Origin of the sequence: Sphingomonas hengshuiensis (assembly GCF_000935025.1) — a bacterium.
Taxonomy (GTDB): Bacteria; Pseudomonadota; Alphaproteobacteria; order Sphingomonadales; family Sphingomonadaceae; genus Sphingomonas; species Sphingomonas hengshuiensis.
In genome coordinates, this window is sequence record NZ_CP010836.1 from 3,368,507 (window position 1) to 3,388,947 (window position 20,441).

General features: G+C 67.0%; 16 protein-coding genes. 10 read left to right on the forward strand and 6 right to left on the reverse strand.

All coding sequences use genetic code 11. From position 1 onward, the window contains the following. Nucleotide 1: 1 nt before the first annotated feature. Genes TS85_RS14965 through TS85_RS14975 form a run of 3 tightly spaced genes read left to right on the forward strand, consistent with a single transcriptional unit; the run spans nt 2 to nt 3,124 of the window. A complete protein-coding gene (locus TS85_RS14965) occupies nt 2-355 on the forward strand; it encodes a hypothetical protein (protein WP_044333263.1) in 354 nt (117 codons plus the stop codon). Continuing rightward, a complete protein-coding gene (locus TS85_RS14970; protein ID WP_044333265.1) occupies nt 352-1,914 on the forward strand; it encodes an FAD-binding oxidoreductase in 1,563 nt (520 codons plus the stop codon). The genes TS85_RS14965 and TS85_RS14970 overlap by 4 nt, the downstream gene beginning before the upstream one ends. Before the next feature lie 46 nt (nt 1,915-1,960). Continuing rightward, on the forward strand, nt 1,961-3,124 hold the full coding sequence (locus TS85_RS14975) for an FAD-dependent monooxygenase (protein WP_044333267.1): 1,164 nt from the start codon (nt 1,961-1,963) through the stop codon (nt 3,122-3,124). 266 nt (nt 3,125-3,390) lie between these two features. Here the strand turns inward: TS85_RS14975 and TS85_RS14980 are convergent, their stop codons facing one another. Further along, nucleotides 3,391-4,590: an FAD-dependent oxidoreductase gene (locus TS85_RS14980; RefSeq protein WP_044333269.1), complete on the reverse strand. Its 1,200-nt coding sequence runs from the start codon at nt 4,588-4,590 to the stop codon at nt 3,391-3,393. A 341-nt stretch (nt 4,591-4,931) separates the two neighbouring features. On the opposite strand from TS85_RS14980, the gene TS85_RS14985 reads away from it, so the two are divergent. Continuing rightward, the gene (locus TS85_RS14985; protein ID WP_044333271.1) at nt 4,932-6,440 is read left to right on the forward strand and encodes an aldehyde dehydrogenase family protein; all 1,509 of its coding nucleotides are present in this window, start codon (nt 4,932-4,934) and stop codon (nt 6,438-6,440) included. Between the two features lie 176 nt (nt 6,441-6,616). On the opposite strand, the gene TS85_RS14990 is transcribed toward TS85_RS14985, so the two are convergent. Genes TS85_RS14990 through TS85_RS15000 form a run of 3 tightly spaced genes read right to left on the reverse strand, consistent with a single transcriptional unit; the run spans nt 6,617 to nt 10,163 of the window. Then, entirely contained in the window at nt 6,617-7,669 is a 1,053-nt protein-coding gene (locus TS85_RS14990) for an alpha/beta hydrolase (RefSeq protein WP_044333273.1), read from the reverse strand. Continuing rightward, nucleotides 7,666-8,730, reverse strand: a complete 1,065-nt coding sequence (locus tag TS85_RS14995; protein WP_052507947.1) for a DUF3089 domain-containing protein — start codon at nt 8,728-8,730, stop codon at nt 7,666-7,668. Before TS85_RS14995 ends, TS85_RS14990 begins: the two co-directional genes overlap by 4 nt. After that, nucleotides 8,730-10,163, reverse strand: coding sequence for a flavin monoamine oxidase family protein (locus TS85_RS15000; RefSeq protein WP_077228634.1), 1,434 nt, complete (start codon nt 10,161-10,163; stop codon nt 8,730-8,732). Before TS85_RS15000 ends, TS85_RS14995 begins: the two co-directional genes overlap by 1 nt. A 217-nt stretch (nt 10,164-10,380) precedes the next feature. Between TS85_RS15000 and TS85_RS15005 the strand changes: the two genes are divergently transcribed. The 5 genes from TS85_RS15005 (at nt 10,381) to TS85_RS15025 (ending at nt 15,117) form a co-directional block, all read left to right on the forward strand. Next, entirely contained in the window at nt 10,381-10,818 is a 438-nt protein-coding gene (locus TS85_RS15005) for a c-type cytochrome (RefSeq protein ID WP_227698507.1), read from the forward strand. A gap of 44 nt (nt 10,819-10,862) precedes the next feature. Beyond that, nucleotides 10,863-11,786 carry an alpha/beta fold hydrolase gene (locus TS85_RS15010; RefSeq protein ID WP_227698508.1) on the forward strand — a complete coding sequence of 308 codons (924 nt, stop codon included), beginning with the start codon at nt 10,863-10,865 and terminating at the stop codon, nt 11,784-11,786. 173 nt (nt 11,787-11,959) lie between these two features. Then, a complete protein-coding gene (locus tag TS85_RS15015) occupies nt 11,960-13,570 on the forward strand; it encodes an FAD-binding oxidoreductase (RefSeq protein WP_044333277.1) in 1,611 nt (536 codons plus the stop codon). Next, entirely contained in the window at nt 13,567-14,571 is a 1,005-nt protein-coding gene (locus TS85_RS15020) for a zinc-binding dehydrogenase (protein WP_044333279.1), read from the forward strand. Before TS85_RS15015 ends, TS85_RS15020 begins: the two co-directional genes overlap by 4 nt. 21 nt (nt 14,572-14,592) lie before the next feature. After that, nucleotides 14,593-15,117: a hypothetical protein gene (locus tag TS85_RS15025; RefSeq protein WP_044333281.1), complete on the forward strand. Its 525-nt coding sequence runs from the start codon at nt 14,593-14,595 to the stop codon at nt 15,115-15,117. Between the two features lie 54 nt (nt 15,118-15,171). On the opposite strand, the gene TS85_RS15030 is transcribed toward TS85_RS15025, so the two are convergent. Together TS85_RS15030 and TS85_RS15035 are read right to left on the reverse strand one after the other, a co-directional pair. Continuing rightward, nucleotides 15,172-16,206 (reverse strand): DUF1838 family protein, encoded by a 1,035-nt coding sequence (locus TS85_RS15030; RefSeq protein WP_044333283.1) that lies wholly within the window; start codon nt 16,204-16,206, stop codon nt 15,172-15,174. A gap of 62 nt (nt 16,207-16,268) precedes the next feature. Then, nucleotides 16,269-18,791 carry a TonB-dependent receptor gene (locus tag TS85_RS15035; RefSeq protein ID WP_162184725.1) on the reverse strand — a complete coding sequence of 841 codons (2,523 nt, stop codon included), beginning with the start codon at nt 18,789-18,791 and terminating at the stop codon, nt 16,269-16,271. A 357-nt stretch (nt 18,792-19,148) separates the two neighbouring features. Between TS85_RS15035 and TS85_RS15040 the strand changes: the two genes are divergently transcribed. Next, nucleotides 19,149-20,438 carry a serine hydrolase domain-containing protein gene (locus TS85_RS15040; RefSeq protein WP_162184726.1) on the forward strand — a complete coding sequence of 430 codons (1,290 nt, stop codon included), beginning with the start codon at nt 19,149-19,151 and terminating at the stop codon, nt 20,436-20,438. The last annotated feature ends 3 nt before the right edge of the window (nt 20,439-20,441 follow it).

Here is a 20,441-nt window from a genome sequence, read left to right on the forward strand (position 1 = left end):
CATGTCCGGCCAGCAAAAGATGCAGCGCAGCGCCAAGGGCAAGCGCCCCGGCTTTTTCGACGAGCCCGCGCTCGACCAGATGATGTCGATGATCCTCGTGCTCACCAGCGAAATGTCGGTGCTGGGCGACCGCGTCGACCTGATGGAACGCGCCTTCGCCGCGCGGGGCATCGATATCGCCACCGAAATGGCGGCGCTCAAGCTCGACCAGCCCGCGCTGGAAGCGCGCGAGAGCCGCCGGCAGGCGCTGCTGGAGCGGCTATTCTACCTGATGCGCAAACAGGCCGACGAGTCGATCGCGCAGGAAACCGCCGACGGATATAAGGCGGTTATCGACGAGATCGCGGTTTCGTGAGCGCCGTGCCGTTGCTCGACACGCTGCGCGGGGCGGTCGGCGACGACCATGTCCTGACCGGCGACGCGGCGCTCCCCTTCGCGACCGATGTGTACGCGCTGCTCGGCGCACCGGTCGCAATGGTCCGCCCCGACAGCGTCGAGGCGTTGCAGGCCGTCGTGCGCGCGTGCGCGGCGGCGGGGCACAGCGTCCAGCTCCGCGGCGGCGGCGCATCCTATACCGATGGCTATCAGTCGCGCGATGCGGGCTATGTGCTGGTCGATCTCGGGCGGCTGAACCGCATCGTGGAGATCGACACCCATGGCGGCTTCGTCACGGTCGAGGCGGGCATGACCTGGGCGGCGCTGTCCGACGCGCTGGCGGCAAAGGGTTTCCGCACGCCGTTTCGCGGGCCCTTTTCGGGGCTGGTGGCGACGATCGGCGGATCGATGTCGCAGAATTCGATCAGCCATGGATCGGGGATGTACGGCATCTCCGCCGAATCGGTGCTGGCGCTCGACATCGTCACGGCGGACGGCGCCCTGCTGCGCACCGGCGCGGGCGCGCTGGGCGGGCTGCCCTTCGCGCGGCATTTCGGTCCCGACCTCACCGGGCTGTTCACCGGCGATTGCGGCGCATTCGGGATCAAGGCGCGGATCACGCTGCCGATCCTGCGCCAGCGCCCGACGCACGGCGTTATCTCCTTCGCCTTCCCCGATTTCGCCGCGACGCACGAAAGCATGCGGCGGATCGCACTGGAGCGAGTCGAGGACACGCATTTCGCGCTCGACGCCGCGCTGTCACAGGGCCAGATCGCGCGGCAGGAGCGCGCGGGCGCGACGCTTTCGATGGCGCTGTCGATCCTGCGCACCTCGCCCTCCACGATGGCGGGCGTCCGTCAGGTGATCGCCGCGGGCCTGCTCGCCCGGCGCCAGATCCGCGCTTCGGCCTATATGACGCATTACATCGTCGAGGGGTTCGACAAGCGCGAAGTCAATGCCCGCCTCCACCGCCTGCGCCAGCTCGTCGCGGGGCTGGGCAGCGAGATCGCGCCGACGGTGGCGTCGGTGGTGCGCGGGATGCCCTTCGCGCCACTGTTCAACACGCTTGGCCCGGCGGGCGAGCGCTGGGTGCCGGTCCACGGCATCCTGCCCCACCGCGCCGTCCCCGGCTTCCATGCCGCGCTGGAATCGTTCTACGCCGCGCAAAAGCCCGAGATGGAGCGGCTGGGGGTGTGGACCGGGGGCATGTTCTCCGCGGTCGGCACCAGCGGGTTCCTGTATGAGATCGCACTCTACTGGCCCGGCGCGATCACCGACTATCACCGCGCAGCAGTGCCCGCCGACTATCTCGCCGCGCTGCCCACCTATCCCGATAGCGCCGAGGTCAACGCCTTCGTCCATGGCTTCAAGGCCGGGCTGATCGCGCTCTATGCCGAACATGGCGCCGGCCAGTTCCAGATCGGCAAGGCCTATCCCTATCTCGACCGCGTCGAGCCGCCGGTGCGCGGCCTGATCGAGGCAATCAAGACCCGGCTCGATCCCCAGCGGCGGATCGCGCCCGGCAATCTCGGGCTCTGACCCCCAACCATCTCCCCGCGCCATCCGGCGGGCACAGGAGCGACACATGCGAAGCGGTTCCATCCTCATCGTCGGCGGCGGCATCGGCGGGCTCACCACCGCGCTCGCGATGCGCCAGCACGGCTTCGACGTCGATGTGTTCGAGGCGGCACCCGCCTTTGCCAATGTCGGCGCGGGCGTGACGCTCGCCCCCAATGCAATGCGCGGCTTCGCGCATCTGGGCGTCGCGGACGCGATCGGCGCCCAGTCGATGGAGCCCGTGCGCCAGGCCGTGCGCCATTGGCAGGACGGCCGCACGCTGATGACGCTCGAGCGCGGCAACCGCATGCGCGAGGAATATGGCGCACCCTATTACTACACCCACCGCGCCGATCTCCACGCGATCCTGGTCGACGCCGTGACGCAGGCGGGCGGGCGCATCCATATGGGCGCGCCGGTGACCGAGGTAGCGGCGCTGGACGATCGCGCGGAGCTGGTCACGGCTGCGGGCACGCGCTTCTCGGGCGATCTGCTGATCGGTGCGGACGGCGTCAAATCGGCGGTCCGCCGCCCGCTCGACACTGCCGCCCCGCATTTCACGGGGCATGTCGCGGTGCGCGCGGTCGTCCCCGTCGACGACGAACTCCGCCCCTTTGTCGAGATGCCGGGCAATTTCATCGGGCCGGGCAAGATCGCCGTCTTCTACCCGTTGCGCGGCGGATCGCTGCTCAACCTCGTGTTTTTCAGCCGCGAGGCGGGCTGGACCGAGGAAGGCTGGACGATCCCCGCCACCCGCGCCGAGCTTCAGGCGTTGTTCGCGGGCTGGTGCGATCCGGTGCAGACGATGATCGCCCATGCCGACGAGACCCAGTTGTTCAAATGGGCGATCAACGCCCGCGCCCCGCTGTCGAGCTGGTCGATCGGCGGGCGCATCACGCTGCTGGGCGACGCCGCCCATGCGATGACGCCATTCCTCGGCCAGGGCGCGTCGAGCGCGATCGAGGATGGCGTGGTGCTCGCCCGCGCGCTGGCCGCTTCGGCGAGCGTGGCGGAGGCGCTGGGGCGCTATGAGGCCGCGCGGATCGATCGCACCACGATGATCCAGAGCGAATCGAACCAGAATGCCGATCGCCTCCAGGGCGACGACGCCGAACTGTTCGGAATGAAGAAGCTCCGCAACGAAGAGACGCTCGGCCTGTTCGCCTATGATTGCGGGACGGTGGCGGTGTGATCGCGACGATCCCGTGCCGGCGCGCGATAGGCGGGCGGCACGGGATCACCCTTGTGGCGGGAGAACACTGGATTGCGGCCAAGGCAATCGCATATTGCGGCGGGCAAACATGAAATGCGGTCATCCCAGCGACGGCTGGGATCCATTCAGTCGCTCCGCTCGACCCAAAAGCCCATACCGAGCACCGAATGGATCCTGACTTTCGTCAGGATGACAATGTGTTGTCATATGCGATGCCCCGGGGACTTAGCCGGGGTGTCGCAATCTCACTCGATCGCCGTCTCGTTGCGCATGCACGTCACCATGCTCTGTTCGAGCAGATACGCCCGCCGCGCGACCGCATCGCTCGTCAGCTTCGCCATGTGCCGCTCGCGATATTCCACGGCACCCTGGTTCTCGAGCGCCTGTTTGTTGGCGATCGTCTGCGACTGGACGAAGCTCGATGCGATCGCCCGGCGCTGCCGGGCATAGCGATCGAGCAGCGGATCGGGCGCGGCCCCGTCCTGCAGGATGCGCAACAGCTTGTCCTTCAGGTTCCACGCATCGTGGATGCCCGAATTCATGCCGAACCCGCCCAGCGGATTGTTCAGGTGCGCCGCATCGCCGATCAGGATCATGCGCCCGCGCCGAAACTCCTTCGCCACGCGCTGGTGGACGCGATAGACGGTGCGGTGGTGCGTCTCGATCGGTACCGCGCTTCCCAGCAGGTCGGCGAACACCCGGTCCTTGAACGCATCGCCGGTGATCTCGGCCACCGGCATCGTCTCGGCCACCGGCACCAGCACGCGCCAGAGTCCCGGCACCTGGAGCAGCACCGACCATTTCGGCGGATTGGCGACGTAATTGACCCCCGACGTCCAGGGCAGATGCGTCTCGATCGGGTAATCCGTCGACAGCGTCAGGAACGATTCGGGATAGGTGAAGCCGTCGAACTCGACGCCGAGCCATTTGCGGATCGTCGAACTCGCGCCATCGGCACCGATGACATAGCGCGCGCGATAGGCGTGGATCGTCATCGGGGTTTCGGCATGGAGCGTCACGCCCTCGGCATCCTCAGCGAAGCTCAGCGCGCGCGTGCTGAAATCGACCCGCGCATTGGGCAGCGCCTTCAACCGGCCCTCGATGAGGCGCGTGAGCTTGAACTGCTCGCACTGCAATCGATACGGGTGCGCGACCTCGTCCGCCAGCTCGCTCATGTCGAGCGCATAGCGTTCGCCATTCTGGAGATTGTAATATTGGAACACCGCGGCGCGCAGCCCACGCGTTTCCAACTCGTCGAGAAGCCCCAGCTCCGCCATCATGTCCAGCGTCGGGGGGTGCATCGTCGATGCGCGCATATCGGCCAGGCACTCGGCCTCGCGCTCCAATACCCGCACTTCGACACCCTCGCGCGCCAGCGCATAGGCCAGCACCATGCCGGCGGGCCCGCCGCCAACGATCAGGACGTCACATTCTTCGGCCTGCATTACCTGTCCCTCGGTACCGCTCAAGCGCGGCCGCCCTGGCGCGCAGCGACCATCCGGGCCGGGGCCGTCATGGTGCCGCGCACGGCGGGCGCGCGCATCTTCAGGATCAAATTGCCGAGCTTCGGCAATAGGATAGCTTGATTTCGCATATACAGGCATGCCCTCCGTCTTATTTGCAGGACGGTAGAAGACAGCGGGTGCGGTTCCGCATGCCGTGCGCAGTTTATCCGCTGCACGGTCAGCACCCGCCGAGCGATGGCGGATCTGCGGTGTTGAGCGTGATGGTTGCAGCGCTAGAAGAACCGAAACCGGGTCCCGCGTCCGGGCCGGGAGGAGCCGTAATGACCCTGACCATCCTTGAGCCCGTCGCCCCGCAATCCGCCCGCGCAAAGGCGGCGTTCGATTCGCCCGCGTCGCTGCGGATGCTGATCGGTGGCGCATGGCGGGACGGCGCCGAGACGATGGAATCGATCGATCCCGCCACGGGCCGCGTCATCGCGCGCTTTCCCGATGCGAGCGAACAGGATGTGGACGACGCCGTCGCGGCGGCACGCGCGGCGTTCCCCGGCTGGGCGGCGACGCTGCCCGCCGAACGCGCCGCGACCCTGCTGCGGATCGCCGACATCCTCGAACGCAATATCGACGAGCTGGCCGAGCTGGAGACGCTCGACCAGGGCAAGCCGCTCTATGTCGGCCGCTGGGCCGAGATCCCCGGCGCGATCGCGCAGTTCCGCTTCTTCGCGGGGCAGGCGATGGCGATCGAGGGGCGCACGATCACGCCGTCGATCAACTATCAGCCTGCGGGCAAGCAGATGGCGGCATGGACGCTGCGCGAGCCCGTCGGCGTCGTCGCCGCGATCGTACCGTGGAACTCGCCGATCGTGCTGACCGCAATGAAGCTGGCCCCCGCACTGGCGGCGGGGTGCACCATCGTCCTGAAACCGGCGGAGGACACGTCGGTCACCGCGCTGCGCATGGCCGAGCTGATCGAGGAAGCCGGGCTGCCCGCGGGCGTGCTCAACGTCGTCACCGGGCGCGGCGCGCGCTGCGGCGCGGTGCTCGCGGCGCATCCGGACGTCGACAAGGTCGCCTTCACCGGATCGACCGCCACCGGCCGCGCGATCCTCGACGCGTCGAAGGGCAATCTGAAGCGCGTGACGCTCGAACTCGGCGGCAAGTCGCCGGTGATCGTGCTCCCCGATGCCGATCTCGACCTCGCGATTCCCGGTGTCGCCAATGCGATCTTCTTCAACGCGGGCCAGGTCTGCGTCGCCGGTTCGCGCGCCTATGTCCATGCGTCGATCTATGACCGCGTGCTCGAAGGGCTGGCCGCACAGGCGGGCGCGATCCAGCTTGGCCACGGGCTGAACCCGGCGACGCATATGGGCCCGCTGGTCTCGGCGCGGCAGGCCGAGCGCGTCGCGTCGTTCGTGTCGGACGCGCAGCAGCAGGGCGCGTCGATCGTCGCCGGAGGGCAGCGGCTCGGCGATGCCGGCACCTATATCCGCCCGACGATCGTCGCCGATGTCGACCCCGACATGACGATCGTGCGCGACGAAGTGTTCGGCCCGGTGCTGGTCGTCCAGCGCTATGACGACATCGACGCCGTCGTCGCATCGGCGAACGACAGCGTCTATGGCCTCGCCGCGAGCATCTGGACCGAATCGCTGAGCCACGCGCACCGCCTGTCGCGCGCGATCCAGGCGGGATCGGTGTGGATCAACTGCCACTCGATGTACGACGCCAGCCTGCCGATCGGCGGGGTCAAGCAATCCGGCTTCGGGCGCGACAGCGGCATCGCGGCGATGGACAATTATCTCGAGTGGAAGACGGTCTGCGCGGTTCTGTAAGGAACTGGTAGAACCGGGCGCAGCACAGGGTGATTCTCACTCAAAGCCACAAAGGCACGAAGAATATGCATTCTTCTTGCTTCGTGACTTTGTGGCTTTGTGGCTTTGTGGCTTTGTGGCTTTGTGGCTTTGTGGCTTTGTGTGAAATAGAAATTTAAGAACCTGAAAACCAGAGCTCAGCGCCCTGGCTTCAAAACCTTGTCGAAATAATCCACCGTCAGCGCCAACGCCTCGCGGCTGGCGGCGCGGATCGCCTCGGGGGTCTTGGCGTACCAGCCATGGTTGGCGCCTTCGATGATCCGCAGTTCCGCCGGCACCCCGGCCGCCTTGAGCGCCGCCGCCATCGTCTCGCTCTGCTTCGGCGGCACCGCCATGTCGGCGCTGCCATGGATCAGCAGCATCGGCGCGTCACCCGCGTCGACATAGGTCACGGGCGAAACCGCGCGCTTCTGGTCGTCGGTGCATTGCGCGACGGTGCAGCCCAGGAACAGCCGCGTCGCGTCCTCCGGCGGCGGCGGCGGACGCTTCACCGGGCCTTCGTCCAGAAAATCATAGATGCCATACCAGCCGACCACCGCCTGGACACAGTCCGAGGGCGGCGGTGCCGAGGGGGCCGGCGCCGGGCCGCGACGCGGCGCCTCCGCCACCGGCTCGAACGCCTTCACGCCGCACGTCGTCCCTGCGAGCCCGACGAGATGCCCACCCGCCGAATCGCCCCAGATGCCGATGCGCTCGGGATCGATGCCATAGGCGTCGGCATTGGCGCGCAGGAACCGGATAGCGGCCTTAACATCCTGAATCTGCGACGGAAATGGGGCTTCGCGCGACAGGCGATAGCTGATCGACGCGACGACATAGCCGCGGACCGCCATCTTCGCGAGCGTCGCCGGCCAGTCCTTATACGCCGCCGCGTCACGCGGATTGCCCAGCAGCCACGCGCCGCCATGGACATAGATCAGCAGCGGGCGCTTCGCCGCGCCCGGCACCTGCGGCGCATAGACGTCCAGCGTGAGCGGGCGATACCCGATCGGCGTCGCATAGGGGATGCCCGGATGCGCGACGATGCCGCCGGGAAAGGCAATCGATGCCGCCCGGATCGAATCCGGGGCGACGGGCGCGCCGGGCGCGCTGATGTCGATCGTCGCGGCCAGATCGGCGCCCGATTGGGCGAGCGCGGGTCCTGCGGCAAGCATCGCCGCCAGCGTGACGAGAAGGTCCCTGGAGGTCATTTGCGGTGCTCCCGAAGATAGGCCGCCGCGCGCGCCGATGCGTTGGCGCGGATGTCGGCGTAGAACAGCCCCATGTCGTGAAAATGCAGGCTCCCGCCGGGCAGCGGCTTGAGGTCGAGCGCGGGGTCGGCATCGACCACGAGGAAACCGTCGCGGCATTCGGCAGCCACCTTGCCCGCAACCGGCGCCGCGACCGGCCCCGCCCCCGGATCGCCCGGCACAGCGCCCAGGCTCGCCGACTTCGCCGCTGCGGGCTTGCTGCGGTCGAACGTCAGCGGATTGACGCAGAACACCGCCTTGCCGGGGCCTTCGCCGTGCAGCTTGACGAAGCGCTGCTGCATCAGCCCGCCCAGCATCGCACGGTCGGCGTCGCCGGTGACGCTGTTCCAACCGACCACGCACCCGGTCTGGGTACCACGGTCGCACGGCTTGATCGTGCGATAGGTCGTGCCGAAATCACCCTCGGACAGGTTGTAGCCGAGCACATAGGCGGCCACCATGCGCTTCGCGAGCGGCGTGCCGTCGATCCGCTTTGCCAGCAGCGTGGCGAGATGCGACCCGCCCTGGCTATGCCCGGCAAGGATAAAGGGCCGGTCGCCGATCGCCTTCAGGAAGGCGTCGAACGCCCGCTCAACGTCGGTATAGGCCAGCGCGAACGCCTTGCCCCCCTCGCCGTCCAGCATCCCCACCGCACGCGCCACTGCCTGGCGATAGCGCGGCGCATAGATCGCGCAGCATCCGTTGAAGATCGACGCCTGCCGCGCAATCACGCTCGCGTCGGTCCATGCGTTGGTGGCCGCGTCGGCAAGATCCTGGTTCCACTGGACCGCGTGGCGGAACGTTGTCGGGTGAACGTAGAATAAGGCGACCTTCGCCACTTTCGCCGCTGGCGTAGCACCCTGCGGCACCGTGGCGGCAGCGCCCGGCGCGCCCGGACGCGAAGCCCATGCGCCCGCCTCTGCATAGTCCGGCGCGGGCGGCGGCGTGGTCGTGTCGAACGACTGCCCCAGCGCGGGCAGTGGCAGGGCGAACAATGCGCCCGCGATCAGCAAGCGCCGCATCACAGCGACAGGATTTCGAGCGCGGCGCGTTCGGACGATTCCAGCGCGCCCTCCAGCCCGCGTGCGCCGACCGCGGTATGCTCGCCGCAAAAGTGCAGCCGCCCGGCTGGCGCGCTCAGCGTCGATCCGAACGCCGCGATCTGGCCGGGGCTGAAATAGGAAATGTCGCCCATGTTGAAGCGCTCCGCGGTCCAGCTATGCATATAGGCCCCCTTGACCTTGCCCTTCGCCGCCGGGCGCAACGTCTCCAGCCGGTTGACGACGAACGCCAGCGCCTCGTCCTTGCCGAGCCGGTCCCAATATTGCGCCAGATGCCCGCGCCCCTGCACCATCAGCCCGGTGACCTGCTTCGGATCGGCGCCGAAGCGCTGCGGCATCACATTGCCCAGCATGTCGTCGGTCCACATCGCCGGCGACACGCCATCGGACTCCCAAAAGGGTTCGGTCACGGTCAGGAAGGCGATCGAGATCGGCTGGTATTTCAGCTCGGCCACCGCCATCGCCTGCGGCCCGCTGAGCCCCGGCCGGATCGCCACATTGCGCAGCGTCGAGAAGGGCAGCGAGCACAGCACATGCGGCGCCGAATAGACCGCGCCGTCTGCGCACCGCACATCGACCTTGCCCGCCAGATTGTCGATCGCGACGACTTCCTTGCCGAGCAGGATGTCGCCCTTCAGCAGCTTCGCCATGCCATTGGGCAACTGGATATTGCCCCCCTTCACTGCCAGCGAGCGCGGGCCGGCCTGGATCTGGCCCTTGATAAAGCCGTCGTTGAATTCGAGCATCAGCGCCGACACGTCATAGGCCGAGGTGCCGTAATAGGGCGAAATGCTGGCGGCGAGCTGGATCGCGGCGTCGTTCAGGCCCTGGGCCTGGAGGAAGCTGTATAGCGAGATGTCGAGCGCCGCGTTCGACGGATCGTTCCACAGGTTGAAATCGGGCAGCCGGGTGTGCTGCGACACCATCTTGCTGACGACTTCCCACGGCATCGATCCCTTGAGCGCCTCCGGGAAGGGATTGAGCGGCGACGTCGCCCATGCCTCGCGGGTGATGCGCTTGCCGTCGAGGTACAGCTCCTGCGGCGGCCCGCCATAGAAGCGGGGGGCGATATTCTCCAGTTCGACGCCCGCGCGCTTGGCCGCGTCGATGCCGCGGCCATAGCCCTCGCCCATCGAATTGAAGCCCATTTCGGGATAGCCCGGCTGGTCCATCAGTGTGAACACGCGCCCGCCGACGCGCTGGCGCGCCTCCAGCACCAGCACTTTCAGCCCCTCGCGCTCCAGCAGCCAGGCGGCGTTGAGCCCCGACACCCCGGCGCCCAGCACGATCACGTCATAACCGCGCGCCTTCGCCGTCTGGCCGCGCGCGCCCGCCGCCATTGTCATCCCCAGGGCGGCGGCCCCCACTCCGAACGCGCGACGAGTCAGTTTCACCGGAAGGTTCCTTTCGTATCAGCGTCCATCATCGATCCCCCGCCCGCCAAGTCGATTGCGCCGCGCCATATGATCGACTGGCGGACACTCGCGGCGCGACCGTTAAAGGGCCGGATTGCCGCCTGTACCACCCGCGCTGTAAATCGCGACCCGTTCAGAAAGCGGACATCCGCCAGGACCGAAGCTTGCCGGGGACTGAAGTGAAGAGGATTGTTCGATGACTCCGCGTTCTTTCCTGACGATCATGGGCCTGTCGGTCGTGATGCTGGCGGCCAGCATCATGGGCCGGCCCGCGCCCGTGGCGGCGACGGCGTCCCCGCCGCTCCAGGCCGCGGCGCCGGTGCGCGGCGATGCCGCAATCGGGGCGCGGCTGTTCATGCAGTGCCGCGCCTGCCACACCGTCGAGCGCGGCGGCGCCAATGGCGTCGGGCCGAACCTTGCCGGGGTGATGGGGGCCAAGGCCGGTTTCCACCCCGGCTATAAATATTCCGAAGCGATGGCAAAGGCGCAGTTGAACTGGACCCCGGCAACGATGGACGCCTGGCTCAAGCGCCCTTCGGCAGTGGTGCCGGGCACCAAGATGTCCTTCCCCGGAATGCCCAACCCGAAAGCGCGTGCCGACATGATCGCCTATCTGGCGACGCTGAAGAAGTGATGCGCGCCGCCCTGCTCTTTGCTGCGGCGACCCTCGCGCTGCCCATGACCGCCTCCGCACAGGAGGCGACCCCGGCGGCGGCAGAGGCGGCCAAACCCTATCTGACGCTCGCCGAACTGCGCGCCCGCTATGGCGACGAGGCGAGCCGCTATGCGACGATCCGCGGGCTGGAGATTCACTATAAGGACGAGGGCAAGGGCCCCGTCCTGCTGATGGTCCACGGATCGCGCAGCTCGCTCAAGCAATGGGACGGCGTCGTCGCCGCGCTCAAGAGCCGCTATCGCATCATCCGCTACGACCTTCCCGCCGCCGGCCTGTCGGGCGCAGTCAGCGACGAAGCAGCCGCCACGGTCCAGCCAACCGACATCGCCGAGGGGCTGCTGGCGCAACTCGGCGTGACCAAGGTCAGCTTTGTCGGGGTCTCCAGCGGTGGCACGCTGGGCCTGTTCCTCGCGGCGAAGCGCCCCGATCTGGTCGAACGGCTGATCGTCGCGAACACGCCATCGGATACCGTGCGCACCGACCACCTCGTCTATCCGCCGGCATTCGCGAAGGCGCTGGCGGACTCGCAGGCGGCGAAGTTCGAGAATCTGGAATTCTGGAACGCCTATCTCTCGTATTTTTCGGGCGACGGCAGCCGGATCAGCGCGGAAACCCGCCGCGCCTATTACGACATGAACCGCCGCGTCCCCGAAAAGAACCCGGTCGCGCTGGTCGCCAAGATCGGCGACGGCGTGGAGGCGCATAAGCGGATGGCGGAGGTGAAGGCCCCGGTGCTGCTGATCTGGGGCGCGGCGGACCCGTTGCTGACGCCCAAGGCGGCGGCGACGCTGGAGGGCTATCTGACCGGCACCCAGGTCTCGACGATCCTGCTCCCCGATGTCGGCCATTACCCGCCGACCGAAACCCCCGCGCGCGTCGCCGCGCTGGTCGCCGCCTATATCGAGGCCGCAACCCCCACAAAATAATCGCAGCGCGGAGCCAGTGACGCTCCGCGCCCTATTGCCGCCCCGCGCTTTGCCGTGATCGCACGGTTTTCATCCGTTGTGCGGATACACTGCACGCCCGGCATGCCTGCACCGCCCCGGCCCGATTATTCGCGGAACACCGTCATCCAGGCGGCGTATCCGGGAAGCGCGCAATGCAATCCTCCATCGATCTCACGGCATCCGACGCCGCAGCCTCCACTCTCAAAAACGCGCTGGCCGCGATCGTCGGCGAGCGCCATGTCCGCGACGACGAAGCCGAGCGGCGGCTGTTCAGCGAAGACATCTGGCAAGCCGGTGCGCATGTCGCGGCACTGATCGTCGCCCCCGCGTCGCTGGACGAACTGGCAGCGGTGGTGCGCACCGCCCATGCCGCCGGCGCCGCCATCGCGCCGCGCGGGGCGGGAATGAGCTATACCGGCGGTTACCTCCCCGCCACCAGCGGCACCGTCTCGCTCGACATGACCCGCATGAACCGCGTGCTGCGGATCAGCGCCGAGGACATGACCGTGACGGTCGAGGCGGGCTGCACCTGGCACGCGCTGAACCAGGCGCTGGCCGCGCAGGGGCTGCGCACGCCGTTCTGGGGGCCGATTTCGGGGCTGTATTCGACGATCGGCGGCGGACTGTCGCAACTCAACGCGATGTTCGGCGCGGGGCGCTATGGTACGACGAGCGAGAGCATGATCGCGCTGACGGTCGTGCTGGGCGACGGGCGCATCCTGCGCACCGGCGCGCGCGGCCCCGATGGCGACACCCCCTTTTACCGGCATTACGGCCCCGATCTTTCCGGGCTGTTCTGCGGCGACGGCGGCACGCTGGGCGTCAAGGCGGAGGTCACGCTGCGGCTGATCCGCGTGCCGCAGCACGAAGGCCATGCCTCCTTCTCGTTCAAGACCGGCGCGGACCTGCTGGCGGCGATGGCGGAGATCGCACGCGCTGGGCTCGCCGCCGAAACCTGCGCCTTCGATCCGGGCCTGACCAAGGTGCGGCTCCAGCGCATGTCGCTGATGAGCGACATGAAGACGCTGGGCGCCGTCATCGGCAAGCAGAAGAATGTGGCCAAGGGGCTCTTCGCTGCCGCCAAGATCGCGCTGGGCGGGCGCAACTTCATCGAGGAAGAGGAATATCCGCTCCACGTCATCGCCGAAGGGCGATCGGCGGAGGGCGTCGCCGCCGACATGGCCGCGATCCGCGCCATCGCTGCGGCGCAGAGCGGCGTCGAGATCGAGAACACCATCGCCAAGGTGATGCGCGCCCAGCCCTTTCCCGAGCCCAATTCGATCCTCGGACCCAAGGGCGAGGCATGGGGTTCGGTCCATGGCCATGTCTCGCTGTCCAACGCGCCAGCGATGTTCGCCGATGTCGAGGCGCTGTTCGCCGATATGGCGGATGCCTTTGCCGAACATGGCGTCCATCACGGCTATCTGTTCACCACGCTGTCGACCAACGCGATCACCATCGAGCCGGTCTTCTATTGGCCCGATGCCTATCGCCCGGTCCACCAATCGATGATCGAGCCCGACCACCTCGCCCGCCTGCCCCGGCTCGCGGCGAACCCGGCGGCGTTCGCGGTCGTCGCCGCCGCGCGCAAGGGGGTGCGCGCGATCGCCGAGCGCTATGGCTGCGCGCATTTCCAGATCGGGCGGACCTATGCCTATCGCGAAAGCCGCGACGCCGCGTCGACGGCGCTGCTCGATGCGATCAAGGCGGCGGTCGATCCGGCGGGGCTGCTCAACCCCGGCGGGCTGGGCTTCCCGCAGTGACCGAAGCGTATCGCGCGATCCAGTTGCAGCGCTTTGCCCAAAGTTTCCGGGCGGGCACCGAGATCGTCACGCTTCCCCTGGCCGAACCGGGGCCGGGCGAGATCCGGGTGCGCAACCGCTTCTGCGGGATCAACGGCATCTTCGATACCCAGATCGCGCGCAACGCCGTCGACTATGTCACGATCCCACTACCCAGCTTCGCCGGCGTCGAGGCGCTCGGCGTGGTCGAGGCAGTCGGCGCGGGGGTGAGCGATTTCGCGGTGGGCGATCCGGTCGCCACCACGCGCTTCGGGCGCGGCTATCGCGACGTCGCGCTGGGGGCGGCGAGCGATTTCATCGCGGTCCCCGCCGCCACAGCGGAGATGCTGGCGCTGGCATCGACCGGGGTATCCGCACTGCTCGCGCTGGAGCAGATCGGCGAAGTCCGCGACGGCAACACCGTGGCGATTTCGGCGGCGGCGGGCGGCCTCGGGCATCTGCTCGTCCAGCTCGCGCTGCTGCGGGGCTGCACCGTGATCGGCGTGGCGGGGGGCGAGCGCAAGGGCGCGTTCCTGCGCGGGCTGGGCGTCCACCGTGTCGTCGATTACCGGCGCGAGGATCTGGGCGACGTGCTGCGCGCCGAATATCCGCGCGGATTGGACGTGGCGATCGACAGCGTCAGTGGGCCGATCTTCGACGCCTTCCTCGCCAACATGGCGCCGCATGGGCGGCTGGTGGTGGCGGGCGCCGCCGCCGATCTCGACGGCAAGCCGGAGATCGTCACCGCCCCCCGGATCGCGCATTCGATCTATTACAAGGGCGTCTCGGTCCGCGGCTTCATGAACGGCCTGCTGACCGAATATTGGCCCGCCGCACGCGCGAAGCTGTTCGCGCTGCACGCCGCCGGGCGCATCGCCGTAACGCGCGACGACCGCGCGTTCGACGGCCTCGATTCCATCCATGACGCCGTCGAGTGGCTGCTGTCCGGCCAGTCGATGGGCAAGGTGATGGTCACCCTCTGATTTCTAGCGTGGGAGCAAGATATGATCGACGAACTGAACAAACCCGGCGTCCGCGAGGCAATGCCGATCCTCGCGAGCAACGAGGGCGTATGGGAAGGCTGGTACCGCTATTATGATGCGACAACGGGCAAGCTGGTCGACGAGCACCGCTCGCGCCTGATCTGCCGGCTGTTCACCAAGGACGGCGTCGACCATTATCACCAGACCAACCATTATTTCTGGGAAGACGGCCGCACCGAGGTCCGCGACTTTCCGGCATGGTATGAAAATGGCCGGATCTGGTGGGATAACGACCTGATCAAGGGTTGGGCCGCCCACATGAAGCCCGATGATTTCGATCGTTCGACCTGCCTCCATTGGGTCCGCAAGAACGAACCCGGCATCTATCTGTACGAGATGATCCAGAACAACGATGCCCGCACGCACCGCGCACGGACGTGGCAGTGGTTCCGCGACGGCCTTTGCTACCAGCGCACGCTGATCGACGAGAAGTTCATCACGGCCGACTGGCAGAACTGGACCGACAACAGCGCGCCCAACAACTGATCGCGCGGAAAGCAGAAGGGCCGGCATCTGGGGAGATGCCGGCCCTTTTCGTTGCTATTCCTTCGCCGCCTTGCGTCGCTGCGCGAGCGGCGAGACATAGCCTGGCGTTTCGGGCGGGACTTCCTCGGCATAGGCTTCCAGCGTGCCGCGCACGCCTTCGTCCGGGCCGTCGGTCGGCTCTTCCAACAGGTCGGGCCGGTCGCGCTCGACGCGCTTCAGCACCACCTTGGGGATGTCGTCGACCGTGCCGGTGATCTTGTAGCTGAACATCCGCCCCATCAGCACGCCCTGCACCCCGCTCTGCCCCATCTTCATCCACGGCCACCACGGCCCCTGGCGCGTGAAGCCCGCATGAAACCGCGCCGAATGCAGCGACCGGTCGTCGATCTCGTCGGCGGGGGTGAAGATCACGAAATGTTCGGACGGGTTCGCGCGCGGGCCGCTCGATGCCTTGGGCCAGCCCTCCGGCGTCACCGGGTTGGTATATTCATGGGCATAGTCCCATCCCAGCAGATACTGGTCGCCGACGCGGTTCCACGGCAGCCGGAACGGTGCGCCCTTGGCCGCGGCGTTGTTGACCGTCTCGCTGTCGCCGACCTTGAACACCTTCTGCTCCAGCCCCAGCGTGCCGCGCCAGCGATCGTTGAGAAACGGGAACACCTCGACGCGCTCGCCGGTCCAGGGATTGTCCCAGTAATCGATGATCTCGCCGGTGCGCAGGTCGGTGAAATAGCCGCATTCCTTGCCCAGCACCTTCACCGATCCGTCGGGCTGGATGATGTTGCGGTTGTTGCCGAAGCCGTAATAGCCGAACACCGGCATCGCGCGCTTCGATCCGACGATCGCGTATTGGATGCCGTAATAGCCCGATTTCACAGCCTTGGGGCCAATCGTGCCCCACAGCTTGGCAAAGCCGTACAGGTTCTCGCGCGGGTCCATCACGTCGAGCGGGCGGATATTGGGATTGCGCGCCGATTGCGCAGCAAAAGCGGGCGCGATTCCCGCCATCGCGCCCAGTCCGCCCAGACCGGCAAGTCCGCCCAGCGCGCCCCGCCGGGAAACGGCGTTCTGCATCGAATCGAATAGCATTTGCGAGTTCCTTCACACAAAAAAGGGGGCCGGTTTCCCGACCCCCCGCCGCACGCGGCTCTTTAGAATTTCGCGCCGACCGTCAGCCCGACCCGGCGCCCTTCGCCCAGGTAGATTTCGGGCACGCTGAACGCGAACGGCACGCCGGCGCGCGGCTGGCCGATGGCGTTTACGGCGTAGGTCACGTCGAAGATGTTGTTGGCCCACAGCGCGACGCTGTACCGGTCGTTCTCGATCGCGATCCGGCCGCTGGTGAGGGTGCGTTCGCCGAAATAGGCGGTGTTCGGCAGGTTGTACGGCGCATCGCCGGTGTACGACACGTCGCCGCGGGCGGCCAGGCGCCAGTCGCCCGACAGCGGCACTTCGACCCCTGCATGGACGTTCCACGACAGCTTCACCGCACGCTGCGGCCGCTTGCCCTCCAGCGAGGTCACGGCGCGAGTGCCCGTCGGGGTCGTCACCAGGATCACGTCGGGACAACCCGGCGCCGCCGTGGCGCTCGCCCCGGTGCCGATCACGCACTGGGTGATGATCGAGCCGTCATAGGCGCCCGCCTGGAACTTGGGGTCCGAATAGACGACGCTGCCGCCGAACTTGAAATAATCGGACAGCGTCACTTCGGCCTGCGCCTCGGCGCCCGTCGTCTTGATGTCCCCCGCATTGCGCACGATCCGCGTCGGATTCACCGCGGTGGGATTGAGCGTGAAGGCCGAGACCTGCGCATTGGTCCAGTCGACATGGAATACCGACGCATTGAACAGCAGCGCCCGGTTGAACAAATGGCTCTTTACGCCGGCTTCGTACGTCCAGTTGGTCTCTTCGTCATAGGCGACCTCGTCGGCCAGAATGCCGGTCGCGCTGACCGGGTTGGCGGTGTTGAACCCGCCCGAACGCACCCCCTTCGCCGCCGTGGCGTAGAAGAATATCTGGTCGGTCGCCTGGAAATCGACGGTGAAGCGCGGCGTGAAGCTTTCGAAGGTCCGCGCAAACGGCGTGCTGGCAACCGGGAAGGCGCCCGCCGCCGGCACGCTGGTTCCGTCGATCGACTGGTTGACGCCCGGCTGGCTCAGCGGATTGGATACCGAATATAGCTGGGCACGCTTGCGATCGATATTGTAGCGACCCTCCGCGGTCACCCGGACGCTACCCAGCCGATATGCCAGCGAGCCGAACACCGACATCGTCTCGGTGCTCGCCGCCGAATAGCTGCTGTAGAGCGAATTGCTCAGGCTGCTCGAAAGGAACGGGTTCGCGGTATAGTCATAGGCGCCGACGCCGGTTGCGGCGGGGGTGGTGATCTGGCTCACCTGCACCAGCCGCTCGTTCGCGGCCAGGCCGGTGCGGTCGGCTGCAATCCCCAGCCCGGCCAGCGGGATGCGCGAGTTGAAATAGCTGCCGCCGAAAATCCACTGGAAGGGCGAGCGCGTGTCCGACTGGAGCCGCAGTTCCTGGCTGAACGTACGCACGCGCTCGCGGTTCGAACTGAGCAGGTTGACGCGGGTCAGCCGGCTATAGGCACCCGATGGCGCGCACGCCGCGCCCAGCGTGCAGACGCCGAACAGCGTGCCGCCGGCAGTCATGTCATAGTCGTTATAGGTGCGGTTCTCGGCTTCGGTGAAGCCGGTGATGCTCGTCACCGATACGCCATTATGCACCCAGTTGAGGTTGAGCGCGATCTGGCGCGCATCCGCCACGGTATTGGGGGCATTGGCAGTGGTCGAGCTGACCTTGTTGGCGTTCAATTCGCCGCAATACATCGTGCGCAGCCCGGTCGCGGCGTTGACCGAACCGCAATTGAACGCGCCCAGCGCGAGCGGCGTCACCGACGAAAGCTCGGTCTCCGAATGCGACACGAAGCCCGAGAGCCGTGCCGTGAATTCGGCGGTGGGGCGGAACACTAGCGATCCGGTGAAGGCGTATTTCTTCGTCCCGTTCAGATTGTCGCCGGGATCGCCGCTATTCTCGCCAAAGCCGTCATAGGTCACATAGCCCCCGGCGACGCGCACCGCGAGCCTATCGGTGATCGGCGCCGACACCGATCCGCGGATGCGGTAATCCTGGTCGACGCCGACGGTCGCCTGGACATTGCCTTCGAGCTGGTCCGACGGGCGGCGAGTCGAGATCGACATCGCGCCGGCAAAGGTCGAACGCCCGAACAACGCGCTCTGCGGCCCCTTGGCGATTTCGATCTGGCCGACGTCGAGCACCGACAACAGGTCGATCGTGTTGCGGCTGGTCTGGTAGATGTCGTCGATGAACACGCCGACATTGGCCTCGACATTGAGATCGTTGGTGGTGTTCGCCGGTGCCTGGCCGCGGATATAGATGTTGGTCAGCGTGCCGCCCGAAATCGTCGTGATCGCCACGCCGGGAGTCGAATTGGTCAGGTCGCTCAGGCTGGTGATATTGCGCTCGGCCAGATCCGCCGCGGTCAGCGCGGTGATCGCGATCGGCACGGTCTGGACGCTTTCCTCGCGGCGGCGCGCGGTCACGACGATTTCGTCGGACGGCGTCGCTTGCTGGGCCTGGGCGGTATCGGGGTCGGTGGGATCGCCCGCGCGCGCCGATGCGGCGCCGGATGACATCCCGGCCACAAGGATCAACCCCGCCAAAGACGCATATTTGAACCTGCTTGCTGCAAACCGCATTGTCTTCCCCTTGAATTGAGCTGATCGCATGTCGCTCGTCCGTGCGCCGCCTCTATCGGTGCGACCGTCAAGCAACTGACATTTTTGGTGACTAGAGGATGGCGCCGTCGCGCCTTGCGCATCGCGCTCCTGCCGGTCACGAGGGGTATCGGACCCCAGATTCGGTCGGGGATGCGCGCCTGTTTCGCCTTTGATCGCGTGGCGGATAGCCGTTTGCGTTGCCCTGTCTTGAAGATGACGGCCAAGCCACAGCTATGCCGACAGGTTTTCCAGGGAGCGCCCGATATGAAGAAAATGCGGAGGCGTCTTTCGCTCTACGCGGGCATGCTCGCCGGATTGGCCGCGCCGATCGCCGCCGCGCCGGCGCGCGCGCAGGAGGCCAAAGCCGACGCGCCGCATCGCAATCCCAGCACCACGCCCGAATGGGAAGCGCTGTACAAGGCGCGCTTCGACGCGCTGATGCGCGACCGCGGCGTGATGACCAGCTATGCGCCGATGGAGCCGATCAAGGGCGCCGCGCCTGCGGCCCCGCTGCCCCTCGCGGCCCCCGCCAAGCGCACCATCGCCGCGGCGGCACTAGACACGGCATCGGCCTATGCCGCCGCGAGCAATGCGCGCGCGTTCCTGGTGTGGCGAAACGGCAGGATCGAGCGCGCCGATTATTTCAAGGGCGGCAACCGCGAGACGCAGATCGTCTCCAAATCGCTGTCCAAGCCGATCACGGCGATTGCGGTCGGGCGCGCGATCGCGCTGGGCAAGATCAAGTCGGTGGATCAGCCGCTGACCGACTTCATCCCCGAATGGCGCGGCACGCCCAAGGCGGCGATGAAGCTGCGCCATCTGCTCGACATGCGTTCGGGCTTTCTGGAACAGAATGTCAGTGCCGATCCGGACCACCCGCTCAACCGCGCCTATATCGATCCCGACCATGGCTGGGAAATCGTCCATAATTATCCGCTGACGCACGCGCCGGGCAGCTATTACGGCTATTCCAACGCCGTCTCGGAACTGGTCGCGCTGGTGATCGAGCGCGCGACCGGCGTCCGCTATGGCGACTTTGTCGGCAAGGAGATTCTCCAGCCGATCGGCGCGATGGGCGGCGAAATCTGGGTCGATCGCCCCGGCGGGCTCGCGCATTCGGGCTGTTGCATGACGCTGCCCGCCGAAAGCTGGCTGCGGCTGGGCGTGCTGTTGCTCAACGACGGCGTGGCGAACGGCAAGCGATTGCTGCCCAAGGGCTATGTCGATGCGATGGCCCGCGGCACCCCGCAGAACCCGCATTACGGCATGGGCGTGTGGGTCGCCGGCCCCTATGCCGAACGGCGCGGATTCGGCGCTCCGGGCAAGCCGGGGCCGCAGGTGCTGCATTCGGCCCCTTATCGCGACAAGGACCTGTTCCTGTTCGACGGCAATTCGAACCAGGTCGTCTATATCTCGCGCGCCGCCAACCTTGTCGCGCTGCGGATCGGCGACAACCCGCCGCAGAGCGCGGAATGGGACAATAGCGTGGTCCCCAACCTGTTGATCGACGGCATCGCGTGGAAGCCCGGCCAAAAGCGCCCGGTGCCGCAGTCGAAGCCGTAACCC

Excerpts from the sequence above, each read along its gene's own strand:
- TS85_RS15035 (WP_162184725.1), bottom strand. The coding sequence starts at position 18,791 with ATGTCATCCGGCGCCGCATCGGCGCGCGCGGGCGATCCCACCGACCCC.
- TS85_RS14995 (WP_052507947.1), bottom strand. The coding sequence starts at position 8,730 with ATGCGGCGCTTGCTGATCGCGGGCGCATTGTTCGCCCTGCCACTGCCC.
- TS85_RS14980 (WP_044333269.1), bottom strand. The coding sequence starts at position 4,590 with ATGCAGGCCGAAGAATGTGACGTCCTGATCGTTGGCGGCGGGCCCGCC.
- TS85_RS15015 (WP_044333277.1), top strand. The coding sequence starts at position 11,960 with ATGCAATCCTCCATCGATCTCACGGCATCCGACGCCGCAGCCTCCACT.
- TS85_RS15025 (WP_044333281.1), top strand. The coding sequence starts at position 14,593 with ATGATCGACGAACTGAACAAACCCGGCGTCCGCGAGGCAATGCCGATC.
- TS85_RS14985 (WP_044333271.1), top strand. The coding sequence starts at position 4,932 with ATGACCCTGACCATCCTTGAGCCCGTCGCCCCGCAATCCGCCCGCGCA.
- TS85_RS15040 (WP_162184726.1), top strand. The coding sequence starts at position 19,149 with ATGCGGAGGCGTCTTTCGCTCTACGCGGGCATGCTCGCCGGATTGGCC.
- TS85_RS14990 (WP_044333273.1), bottom strand. The coding sequence starts at position 7,669 with ATGACCTCCAGGGACCTTCTCGTCACGCTGGCGGCGATGCTTGCCGCA.
- TS85_RS14965 (WP_044333263.1), top strand. The coding sequence starts at position 2 with ATGTCCGGCCAGCAAAAGATGCAGCGCAGCGCCAAGGGCAAGCGCCCC.
- TS85_RS15030 (WP_044333283.1), bottom strand. The coding sequence starts at position 16,206 with ATGCTATTCGATTCGATGCAGAACGCCGTTTCCCGGCGGGGCGCGCTG.
- TS85_RS14975 (WP_044333267.1), top strand. The coding sequence starts at position 1,961 with ATGCGAAGCGGTTCCATCCTCATCGTCGGCGGCGGCATCGGCGGGCTC.
- TS85_RS15010 (WP_227698508.1), top strand. The coding sequence starts at position 10,863 with ATGACCGCCTCCGCACAGGAGGCGACCCCGGCGGCGGCAGAGGCGGCC.
- TS85_RS15005 (WP_227698507.1), top strand. The coding sequence starts at position 10,381 with ATGACTCCGCGTTCTTTCCTGACGATCATGGGCCTGTCGGTCGTGATG.